We start from the raw sequence: 11,090 nt of genomic DNA on the forward strand, positions 1-11,090 counted from the left end.
TCAAGTTTATGCCCAGCCTCAAGGTATTTTGAATGTTGTTGAAAAGGAATAGAAAATGGGAGCGGTCCAGCCAATGCCTTTTCGTTGTTAAATACGTCATATTCCCATTTTTAGTAGAAGGCGAGGGCAAAGGCGCCGATAAAATGCCTTACTTGTTCTTTAGAGAGTAAACCCGTTTAACCAAGTCAATAGTTGCGAAATCGTGTACACCATTTAAAAAAATAATAGCCTAGCAAACCCGATGTGAGTTTGTTAGGCTATTTCTACTGCTTCAATTATTTAATGAAGAATGTATTTAATATGAATGAAAATAATGCAATTGCATAAGCGGGTGGGTCAATATGTGTTTTGACATTGGTGTTGAAGAAACGAGCGACTAACTCAAATACGAACCAAGCCATCACACCAAATAAAATCGCTAAGAAATAGTTATTAAACGCAACCATTGGTAAAGCTGAGATAATCCCGACATGATGTCCAACCGGGAAGTTGGCACCAAAGATGGTAAAGAAGAATAAGAATGCTCCAAAACCAAAGCCAAAGAATGGAATACCTGTTAATTGTGTTACATAAGCGATGATAGCAGAGTAAGCTGCTGACCATAATAAACCAAAGACTAAATCATTGGTATTCATATTGAAGACTGGTTGTCCTTCTTCTGGTTGCGACATAAATTCGCCACCACCAAATACTAAACGAGTAATGATTGAACCAATCACGATACCGATTGCGCCACCATCAACTTTTAATCCCAATACTTCGGTAATTAAGTAAGCTGATAAATAACCGATAACGGCGAAGATACCACCGACTAATAAAGCCATTGGATCATTGGAAGCAAATGGTTGTTTATTAATATCTGTTCCGTGGAAACCAGAGTTATCTTTAGAACCTAAGTAAGCAGTTGCTGCCACAGCACCGGTGAAAGCGATATGGGGTCCAAAGAAATAACCAAATGCGACATTGTTTAAGAAATCTGCTGAACCTCCAGCAGCCATGATTGATGAACCGATTAAGACGAAGAACCCACATAAACCAATCGCAGGGATCGCTCCAATCGCAGCACCAAATACGCCACCAAAGAAAGCTAAAATAATTGCTAAAATTGACATATTGTCACTCCTTAAAATAAATTTTCACCATATAAATTATAGTCATTTTAAAAAATAAAGTCTAATAACTATTATTAATAGAGTGATATGATTTAATTCCAACCGCTTTACATTTGTGCGTTAAAAGTATAAAATTAAAGCATATATGTATAAAGGAGGCGACATTATGGATAAAGTTGAAGAACTGTTAACCAATTTTCAAACTTTCACTACACAACAAGCTGAATCAAAAGGGATTTCGAGAGTAACCCTATCCAATTTAGTTAACCAAGGAAAATTGGAACGTCTAAAAGAAGGGGTTTATATACAAAATGATGACTTGGTTGATGATTATGCCTTAATATCTTATAAGAATAAACGCGTGGTCTTTTCACACCATACAGCCTTATACTTACACGATTTAAGTGACCACGTCCCAAACATCTTTCATATCACTGTCCCTCAGGGGTATAATGCAAGTCGTCTAACAAAGAAATTTTCTAACATAAAGGTCCATTACATTAAGAAAGAAAACTTTGATTTAGGTATTAGTACTAAAAAGTCTCCTTTTGGCAATGTTATTCAAGTATACGATGCTGAAAGAACCATTTGTGATATTATTGCTAACAAAAATAAAATCGATAAGCAAATATACACTAATTCGATAAAAACTTATTTTGAACAAGCACAAATTGATAAACGTAAAATAATCAAATATTCTAGAAAACTTGGTGTTGAATTAACTCTCCGCAGTTTAATGGAGGTATTAGGTTAATGAATAAACATCAATTTAAAGTAAAATAAAACAATACGCAAAAGTACGTGGACTTAACGCAGGAGAAGTACTCCAAATGTTTTTCTTTGAAAAGTTTATCGAAAGATTATCTAAATCAGAGTATAAAGAGAATTTAATTATTAAGGGGGGTTTGTTAGTAGCTACAATTATTGGTGAGGAAAATAGAACTACATTGCAAGTCTGTTAGAAGAAGTATATGAAATAATTGAAGAAATTAGTCAGGATGAGATTATACATGAGTTATGGCAAAACTATTTAAATGATAATACTTATATAGGAGATTTAGCATTTAAGAAAATCATCAATAGATTAATAGAATTTACAACATTTTGTAATCTTTAAAAAAAGAAACATCCCATAATGCTAGGGATGTTTGTTCAATGAGTTGTTCATGTTTATTTTAAGATAATTCAGACATTGAACGCATTATAATATCTACATCCTTATTTTCTAATTCCTGGATGATATGCAGGTAAGTTTTTTGAGTTGTCGTCATACTTGAATGGCCTAATCGTTGAGCTACACTAGCTATAGAAACACCTGCACTCAATAATTGAGAGGCATGTGTATGTCTTAATCCATGTATTGTAATTTCAGGAATACCTAGCTTTCGACAGTACCTACCTAAAATATTATTAATCGTTGAATTATATATCTTTCCGTTAACAAAGATAGGCTTATTAGTATCTAATCCTTTAATTAATTCAGAAAATTGAATAACTAATTGCCAATCAATTCTAACTTTTCTAACAGATGATTGATTCTTTGTTGGTAAAAAACCAGAATTATTCTTATAATCCCAGGTCTTATTGATTGAAATCATTTGATGAGAAAAATCAAAATCTTCTGGTGTTAAAGCTAAAGCTTCAGAAAAACGAAGCCCTGTTTTAGCAATAAGTAATATTAACCAATCCCAAGATATTGTTGGAGATAAGTCAAGATGATGTATTAAAGTATGCAGTTCAAATTGACTTAAATATTTTTGCTTTTTTTGCTTTGGTGTTTTCCCTTTGATGATTGCTTTGCGTGTAGGATCTCTTTCAATTAAACCTTCGTCAACAGCATCAATAATAGAACCTTTTAACTGATGATGAAAATCCATAGTGGTTTGTTTTTCATGAAACTTAGCATAATCATTTAGTAAGGTTTGATAAGTTAATCTATTTAAATCTCTTAATAATAAGTTAGGCATTAATTTTTCAACCCACTTATGAGTCATATAATATTTTGACAATGTAACATTTCGAACCGCTCCTTTTTTGTATAAATTAATCCAATTCCAATAATAGTCTACAAAAAGCAAGTCTTTTACCATAATATACTCCTTCCACTCATTGAACTTCTAAAGTATATGAGAAATATTAAATATTTTCACAGAAATAAATTAATTACGCTGATGAAGAGTGATGGTATCATTTAATTTATTAAAAAAATTTCCGATTTTAATTTGTTCTTGTAATTGGGTACTATATGTTGTTATTTTATTGATAACATTTTTTGATAAGCTAGGTACACCTGTCGATTCATCAAAAGATTTCCAATTTACTTTCAAAAAAAGCGAATATACAAAAGAAATATCTGTATTAGTATTTGGAATACAATAAAACAAAGTATCAACTGTCCAAAAAGGAGCATGTAGAATAAATGGTTTATCAATTGTACCTTTTCTTCCGATTCCAATTGCGTTTTTATTTTTACTTAGGGATTTATTCACTTTAGTGATCAAGCCACCTGTTCCATACACGGGGATATTTCCAGTCTTTAGATATTTATAATCTCTCCCACTATTTATTATTATTAAATCCCCCAACTTTCGCTGTTCCCAAGCTTCAGCATTTTCACCAGAAAATTCTTTAAATCTTATTTTAGGTTGTGAAATTTTATTTTTTGACATCTACTTAATCCCCTTTCTAACGTCTGGTTTTTAGCGGTTCTACCACTTCTTCAACGAATGACTGATAAGCAGCTTTAATTTCTCTTCGATATTTTAGTGGGCTTAATGCCTTATCTCCATGTGTCTTCTTGTATTCATCGTAATTGCGAGAGTCGTCTAATGCTTTTTCTCCTCTTTGTCGTTTTTTACCAGGTAAATAATTTTCAGAATAGAATATCAATTCTTCTTCCCCTACAGCCCATTTTTTTGCAAATTCTTCCGTTTCTTCACGAATGACATTTTCATTTTTTTCGTCTAATAATTGCATAACAGATTGACCACGATAACTCACAGGATCCATTTGAATTTGATACCAGATATCTAAAATTTGTTTAGCTAACTGTGGGTTTGTAATAGATAATTCATTTATGTATTTATCTATGGAATCCATATCTTTCTTAGAAATGTCCTTAATCTCTTCATCATCGTCAGGAATAAATGATTGAATAAGACTTATAATATACTCATAATCAATAACATCAGAGTGAACCGATTCTAATTCATAATGAATATCGATTTCTTCACTGTCTTGCACTTCATCTACTACACGATTTTTAATCTCTTCTATTACATTTTGATATTTCCCATGGTAATCTTCAATAAGTCTATCAGATAGATTAAAGGTCTTGAAAACTTCCTCTTTATCATAATCACTATAAACTTGAATGGATGCATATAACTTATCAAATTCTTGAAAGGCTTTAGCAAAGCGTTTTAGCTCTTCAATTGAGGCACTTTCAATTTGAGGCGTATCCTCCGGTGTAGGAGCAATATTTAAAAGTGTTTCTAATTTTTCGTTAAAACGAACTATTTCTTCATCCCATTCAGGAGCTAAAACTGAATTTTCACCACCATTAGAATATAATCTTAAAGCATCATCCACTGCTAACTTAAATGTATTAGGGGATTGAAATGTCACTATTTGTCCATAATTCTTTTCTCTATCATATAAACGATTAGTACGACTAAATGCTTGAATAAGATTTTGGTATTTCATTGGAGGTCTATCAATGAACAGTGTAGATAAACAAGGTGCATCAAAACCAGTTAATAAACGGTCGACTACAATTACTAAGTCTAATTGTTCATCCCGAAAATTGTAAATTTCTTTTTTTCTTGCTAATCGATCATTAACATTCGTATTATAACCACGTAAGTCACTGATAGTATAATGGGTGCCGAATTCTTGATTATAATAATCCATGGCCTCTTTCATTTTATCTTGATTTTTAGTACTAGCTTCTTCATTTTCAGAAACGGAATAGGTAATCGCAAATTTAGGAAAATTCGGGAGTCGTTTTTTTGTTTCCTCTGATATTTTAACAGGACTAGTACCATTTTTTACTGCTGTAAATAACTCAAAGTATTTTTGTGCTAAAGCGATGCTTCTAACCGTCAATATCGCATTATAAGTATTCCCTTGTCCTCTATGTAACCCTAACTTTCTTTGAGCTTGATTGACAATATAATCAACTACTTTAAGTAGATGCTCTTCAGATTCATAGACTTCTTGAGGGATATCTTTTTCTTCAATTTTATTTTGGAATGTATTTAAGTACTCAACTTGAAACCCTAAAACTGCTTTGTCTTTTATTGCCTCTTTAACAGTATAGGCATGTAAACAATTTCCATATTGTTCTTCAGTAGTTTGAGGTAAATCACCAACTTGTTCCCGCTTGTTTTCTGCAAAAATAGGTGTACCTGTAAAGCCATACCACATTGAATTTACAAAAAATCTCGATAGTTCACGATGAGTTTGTGGCGTGACGGCTCTATGGCATTCATCCACGACAAAAGCAATTTCTAACTGTTTAATTCCATTTATTTTGCTTTTATACTGTCCATATTCGAATTTACGCAACATATTCATCATTTTTTGGATTGTAGTAACAACAACAGCTTTATCATTGGCATATAATCGATTAACTAATTCATTAGTATTCTCAGTTTCATCAATATCAATCACATCGTTTTCTGCATAAGACATGAAACTAGAAGTCGTTTGTTGATCTAAATCACGTCTATCTACCACAAAAATAGTTTTATTAATACGTGGAATTTGTAAAAGGTTTCTTGCTACTTTATAACTAGTTAAAGTCTTTCCAGACCCAGTTGTATGCCAAATATAACCCGATTCCCTATTTTGACTTGCAAGTTTAACTTGTTCAATTGCGTGCACTTGATAGGGTCTAAGTAAGATTAAAGCTTTCTTTTCATTATCCAATACAGAATATTGCATTACTAATTGATGTGCTCTAGGAATTGACAAAACATGTTCAGCAAACTCTAACAAATCATTAACAGGTTGATTATTTTTATCTACCCATTTAGTTAAAAATTGATCATTAAGTTTATTTTCTCTTGCTGCAGCTATATAACGAGTTTCAACCGTATTGGAAACGACAAACATTTGAAGTGAAGAATAAATCCCCCTAAACATACCCTCTTTATCATATTTCTTTATTTGATAGAAAGCCTCTTTAAAAGGAGTCGATCTATTTTTTAATTCGATATGAATCATCGGTAAACCATTAATTAGCAAAGTAACATCTAATCGACGATTACTGTCTCTTTCAGTCAATCGTTCCCTTTTTACTTGATTAACAACCTCATAAGAAGATGTTCCCCCAGTAACGTTGTCTCGACGAATCACTTCTAACCTAATCTTTCCAAGTGTTGCATCCTCACGCTGTACTTCAACTCTAGCAATACCATTTTCACCTACTAACCATTTAGCAGCATTAAAATAATTTGTGAAATTTAATTGGTTTTTAATTTGTAACTTTTCCTGTTCTGTTAAAGGAACATCATTTAAAACGCTAACATTATTTTGTGCTAATTTTTCAAAGAAATTATCCCATAATTGTTCTTCTGTTTGGAGATCTTTACGATACGTCCACTGGCTTTCCCCAGTAGTTAAACGATCAATTAACTGGTTTTCTATTTTTATTTCACCAGTAAATCTCATAACCTCTCCCCCATTTCATTAAATGTGCATACAATTAATATTTTATCATATTTAAGAAAATATTAATATATAGACTTTGGGATAACTTGGGAACAGCGAAAGTTTTCTGAAATACTAAAAAGTCATAGTTTTAGAGCATATTTGACTGAACCTAGAGATGCTGGTAATTATGAAGTCATTCAGCAAGGTGATAATCCAGTGGTGGGTTATTCAGATGGAGAACCATTTGAAAAATTCGAAGATGTTACGCTTTTTGGTGACCATACAGTTTCACTTTATAAGCCAACTGAACCCTTCTTCGTTGCTACGGATGGTGTAAAGATTTTAAGTGGTGATGGTTTTGATGGAAAGTATCTTTTCTCATTACTAGAACGATATAAGCCGGAATCTCAAGGTTATAAACGTCACTTTACAATTCTAAAAAATAAGAATGTATGGTTTACAAAACACAAAAATGAGCAACATGAAATCGGTGTATTCTTTTCCAACCTCGACAACCTTATCACTCTTCATCAGCGTAAGCTTGAAGCGCTTGAAAATTTAAAGAAAACTTTACTTTCAAAAATGTTTCCTAAGAATGGAAGGGCAGTTCCTGAGTTAAGATTTGCTGGTTTTACTGACAATTGGGAACAGCGAAAGTTGGGGGAAGTATCAGAAAGGGTAAGTGGAAATGATGGTAGAATGGAATTACCCACCCTTACCATATCAGCAGGAATGGGGTGGCTTGATCAGCGTGAACGTTTTTCAGGAAATAAAGCGGGAAAAGAACAAAAAAATTATACGCTCTTATCTGAGAATGAATTGTCTTATAATAGAGGAAACTCTAAATTAGCTAAATACGGTGTTGTATTTAAGTTGAGTACACATAAAGAAGCCCTTGTACCTCGGATATACCATAGTTTTAGAACAACTAAGGAGGCTGATCCAGATTATATAGAATATATGTTTGCAACAAGACTCCCTAATAGGGAACTAGGGAAATTGGTTACATCTGGTGCACGAATGGATGGGCTTCTTAATATTAATTATGATGATTTTATAGGTATAAAAATTAAAATTCCAAGTCTTGCGGAACAAAGTGAAATTGGTATGCTTTTTATTCAACTCGACAAACTCATCACTCTTCATCAGCGAAAAATAGAACAATATCAAGAATTGAAAAAGACATTACTTTCGAAAATGTTTATATAGAAAAAGGAGTATGACATGACAGAAGAAATTAAAAATTCAAGATCTTTATATCAAGCATTATGGAATTGTGCGGATGAATTACGCTCGAAAATGGATGCCAATGAATACAAATCATATTTATTAGGCCTTGTATTCTATAAATACTTATCTGATAAAATGCTTTATTATATCTCAGAAGTGTTAGAAGAACCAACACATAATCTTGATGAAGCACAAAAATTATTTGAAGATTCTTGGCAGTATGATGAAACACGTGAAGATTTGATTGCAATTCTTAACGACGAAATTGGTTACATTTTGGAACCTGCATTATCTTTTACTGCTTTAGTTAATCAAGCTAACATGGGTGAATTTCAATTAGAGTCTTTAGCTCAAGGCTTCAGAAATATTGAACAATCAAATGAAATTTTTGAAGATTTGTTTGAGGATATAGATTTGTACTCTAGAAAATTAGGTGCAAATAATCAAAAACAAAATGCTACAATCGCTAAAATTATGAAAGAATTGGCTAATTTAAATTTAGCTGACCATGAAGGTGATATTCTTGGGGATGCTTATGAATATTTAATTGGACAATTTGCAAGTGATTCTGGAAAGAAAGCAGGGGAGTTCTATACGCCTCAACCTGTTTCACAACTAATGACTCGAATTGTTATGCATGGACGTGAGGATAAACGTGATTTCACTGTTTACGATCCAACTATGGGTTCAGGGTCGTTACTTTTAAATGCAAAAAAATATTCAAACTATCCAGATAATGTTGCCTATTTTGGACAAGAATTAAACCGTTCAACCTATAACTTAGCTCGTATGAATATGATTCTTCACGATGTTGCTGTGGAAAATCAAAATTTACGTGATGCTGATACTTTAGATCAAGACTGGCCAACAGATGAACCAACAGATTTTGATGCTGTTTTAATGAATCCACCTTATTCTGCAAAATGGTCAGCAGATAGCGGCTTTTTACAAGATCCACGTTTTTCAAGTTTTGGTGTTTTGGCTCCAAAGTCAAAAGCTGATTTTGCATTCTTACTTCATGGTTATTATCATTTAAAACAAAGTTCTGGTGTAATGGCAATTGTTTTACCACATGGTGTATTGTTCAGAGGTAATGCAGAAGGTAAGATTCGTCAAAGGTTGTTAGAAGAAGGAGCAATTGATACGGTTATTGGATTACCAGCAAATATTTTCTTCAACACGAGTATACCTACAACCATCATGATTCTTAAGAAAAATCGAACAAATAGAGATGTTTTATTTATCGATGCTTCAAAAGAATTTGAAAAAGGTAAAAATCAAAATATTATGACTGATAAACATATTGAAAAAATCTTAAATACTTATATCAGTCGTGAAGAAATTGATAAATTCAGTTATTTAGCAACTTTTGATGAAATTGTTGAAAATGAGTTTAATTTAAACATACCTCGATACGTTGATACTTTTGAAGAAGAAGAAGTTGTTCCATTAAATGAAATTGCTAAAGATATTAGAACACTAGATGCTGAAATTGAAGCAACAACTAAAGAATTGTTTGGTATGTTGGATCAATTAGTGGGGACAACTCCAGAAGAAAATCAATTCTTACAGGATTTTTTAAAGGAATTCAAATAAAATAACATGGAAATCAACGAAATTATTAAAGAAATTAATCATTTTAGAGACGAGCGTAATTGGCGACAATATCATAACGAGAAAGATCTAGCAATTTCGATTAGTTTAGAAGCTAATGAACTATTAGAAATTTTTCAGTGGCGGTCGTCTGAGGAAGCAAAGGAAGAGTCGTTAGAGCACTTAAAAGAAGAAATTGCTGATGTTTTAATTTATACTTTAATGATGGCTGATAATTTGGATTTAGACGTAACGGATATTATCCGAGAAAAACTCATGAAAAATTGCGTTAAGTATCCAATTAGTCAAGCAAAGGGCAGCAATAAGAAATACACTGAGCTAGAAAACAATTAATTAATAGGGAAGCATTCGATTAATCCTCGGATGCTTCTTTATTTTATATTTTTCATTCAGTTTCTAGTATAAGGACTTTAAAGCATATTTTACAAAATTTTTAGACGAGTAGTAGACATAGTATATTATGTTAAATTAGCTAAGTCTTCGGAAGAATCGCAGCATAGACATTCGTCATTTCATCTTGGATCACCAGTTCCTAATCAATTTTTTGATGGTTTAAACCAAAATATTTTAGGTTGATCTTGTTTCAAATGGGTTATATTGGCCTCTGGCTTTTTTCCAGAAGTTTTAGATAATTCTATTACTCATTTCTCCTAATAGGAATGTAGAGTCCAACTTTTTAAATATTGTCTCTGCATGATTGTTATAGATTTCTTTGACTGGAGATTGAATTTTTAGTATTAATTTTCTTATATATTTTCTAAACAATTCTTCCTATCAAATTTTAAATTTGTAACAAAAACTCTTGTTTGATGTGGTAGATTTTTTATAAAATAGGAATAAATGGAAACAGTTTAATTACAGGATGATGAATCAAGGTCAGGAGTAAATTTTAGAGTATAATCTCTCTATACAAACTACGGAGGTCGGAATATGAGGACTTATGAAAGTAAGGAAGCTTTAAAAAATGAGATAAAGATAGCTTTTGAAAAATATATTTCAGAATTTGATAATATCCCAGAAGAATTAAAAGACAAAAGAGTGGTAGAAGTTGATAGAACGCCAGCAGAAAATCTTGCCTATCAAGTAGGTTGGACTTCTTTAATTTTAAAATGGGAACAAGATGAGAAAAATGGACTAGATGTTAAAACACCATCTGATCAATTTAAGTGGAATCAACTTGGAGACTTGTATCAATGGTTTACAGATACCTATGCTCATAAATCGTTAAAGGAACTAAAAGAACAACTATCACAGAATATAGAGGATATTTATATTATGATAGATGAATTAACAGATGAAGAATTGTTTAAACCACATATGAGAAAATGGGCCGATGGCGCAACAAAAACAGCTTTTTGGGAAGTGTACAAATTCATTCATGTCAATACGGTAGCACCATTTGGAACATTTAGAACTAAGATTAGAAAATGGAAAAAAACCGTAAATTTGTAGAATAAGGATATTAAATTTAAATGC

9 protein-coding genes are annotated in these 11,090 nt (G+C 32.0%); 5 read left to right on the forward strand and 4 right to left on the reverse strand.

Translation table 11 applies throughout. From position 1 onward, the window contains the following. Window positions 1-275 precede the first annotated feature (275 nt). On the reverse strand, window positions 276-1,112 hold the full coding sequence (locus tag GSA01S_RS07140; protein WP_066126175.1) for a DUF7973 family transport facilitator: 837 nt from the start codon (window positions 1,110-1,112) through the stop codon (window positions 276-278). A gap of 166 nt (window positions 1,113-1,278) precedes the next feature. Between GSA01S_RS07140 and GSA01S_RS07145 the strand changes: the two genes are divergently transcribed. Beyond that, complete coding sequence (locus tag GSA01S_RS07145) at window positions 1,279-1,866, forward strand: type IV toxin-antitoxin system AbiEi family antitoxin domain-containing protein (protein WP_066126177.1); 588 nt, start codon at window positions 1,279-1,281, stop codon at window positions 1,864-1,866. A gap of 421 nt (window positions 1,867-2,287) precedes the next feature. On the opposite strand, the gene GSA01S_RS11140 is transcribed toward GSA01S_RS07145, so the two are convergent. The 3 genes from GSA01S_RS11140 to GSA01S_RS07160 form a co-directional block, all read right to left on the reverse strand. Continuing rightward, complete coding sequence (locus tag GSA01S_RS11140; RefSeq protein WP_066126178.1) at window positions 2,288-3,202, reverse strand: site-specific integrase; 915 nt, start codon at window positions 3,200-3,202, stop codon at window positions 2,288-2,290. Window positions 3,203-3,271: 69 nt separating this feature from the next. Next, window positions 3,272-3,781 carry a restriction endonuclease subunit S gene (locus GSA01S_RS11145; RefSeq protein ID WP_066126180.1) on the reverse strand — a complete coding sequence of 170 codons (510 nt, stop codon included), beginning with the start codon at window positions 3,779-3,781 and terminating at the stop codon, window positions 3,272-3,274. Window positions 3,782-3,797: 16 nt separating this feature from the next. Continuing rightward, window positions 3,798-6,788 carry a type I restriction endonuclease subunit R gene (locus GSA01S_RS07160; RefSeq protein WP_066126182.1) on the reverse strand — a complete coding sequence of 997 codons (2,991 nt, stop codon included), beginning with the start codon at window positions 6,786-6,788 and terminating at the stop codon, window positions 3,798-3,800. Between the two features lie 81 nt (window positions 6,789-6,869). Between GSA01S_RS07160 and GSA01S_RS11150 the strand changes: the two genes are divergently transcribed. The 4 genes from GSA01S_RS11150 to GSA01S_RS07180 all read left to right on the forward strand — a co-directional run bounded on the left by GSA01S_RS11150 (window position 6,870) and on the right by GSA01S_RS07180 (window position 11,066). Then, window positions 6,870-7,979 (forward strand): restriction endonuclease subunit S, encoded by a 1,110-nt coding sequence (locus GSA01S_RS11150; RefSeq protein ID WP_083513252.1) that lies wholly within the window; start codon window positions 6,870-6,872, stop codon window positions 7,977-7,979. A gap of 15 nt (window positions 7,980-7,994) precedes the next feature. Then, complete coding sequence (locus tag GSA01S_RS07170) at window positions 7,995-9,596, forward strand: type I restriction-modification system subunit M (RefSeq protein WP_066126186.1); 1,602 nt, start codon at window positions 7,995-7,997, stop codon at window positions 9,594-9,596. A 6-nt stretch (window positions 9,597-9,602) separates the two neighbouring features. Beyond that, window positions 9,603-9,947 carry a nucleotide pyrophosphohydrolase gene (locus GSA01S_RS07175; RefSeq protein WP_066126189.1) on the forward strand — a complete coding sequence of 115 codons (345 nt, stop codon included), beginning with the start codon at window positions 9,603-9,605 and terminating at the stop codon, window positions 9,945-9,947. Window positions 9,948-10,544: 597 nt separating this feature from the next. After that, window positions 10,545-11,066, forward strand: coding sequence for a ClbS/DfsB family four-helix bundle protein (locus GSA01S_RS07180; protein ID WP_066126191.1), 522 nt, complete (start codon window positions 10,545-10,547; stop codon window positions 11,064-11,066). The last annotated feature ends 24 nt before the right edge of the window (window positions 11,067-11,090 follow it).

The sequence above is a fragment of the Globicatella sanguinis NBRC 15551 genome, from assembly GCF_001552295.1.
Taxonomy (GTDB): Bacteria; Bacillota; Bacilli; order Lactobacillales; family Aerococcaceae; genus Globicatella; species Globicatella sanguinis.

What these genes read in the sequence shown, in the direction of transcription:
- GSA01S_RS07160 (WP_066126182.1), bottom strand. Translation starts at nt 6,788, where the DNA reads ATGAGATTTACTGGTGAAATAAAAATAGAAAACCAGTTAATTGATCGT.
- GSA01S_RS07145 (WP_066126177.1), top strand. Translation starts at nt 1,279, where the DNA reads ATGGATAAAGTTGAAGAACTGTTAACCAATTTTCAAACTTTCACTACA.
- GSA01S_RS11140 (WP_066126178.1), bottom strand. Translation starts at nt 3,202, where the DNA reads ATGGTAAAAGACTTGCTTTTTGTAGACTATTATTGGAATTGGATTAAT.
- GSA01S_RS07180 (WP_066126191.1), top strand. Translation starts at nt 10,545, where the DNA reads ATGAGGACTTATGAAAGTAAGGAAGCTTTAAAAAATGAGATAAAGATA.
- GSA01S_RS07175 (WP_066126189.1), top strand. Translation starts at nt 9,603, where the DNA reads ATGGAAATCAACGAAATTATTAAAGAAATTAATCATTTTAGAGACGAG.
- GSA01S_RS11145 (WP_066126180.1), bottom strand. Translation starts at nt 3,781, where the DNA reads ATGTCAAAAAATAAAATTTCACAACCTAAAATAAGATTTAAAGAATTT.
- GSA01S_RS07140 (WP_066126175.1), bottom strand. Translation starts at nt 1,112, where the DNA reads ATGTCAATTTTAGCAATTATTTTAGCTTTCTTTGGTGGCGTATTTGGT.
- GSA01S_RS07170 (WP_066126186.1), top strand. Translation starts at nt 7,995, where the DNA reads ATGACAGAAGAAATTAAAAATTCAAGATCTTTATATCAAGCATTATGG.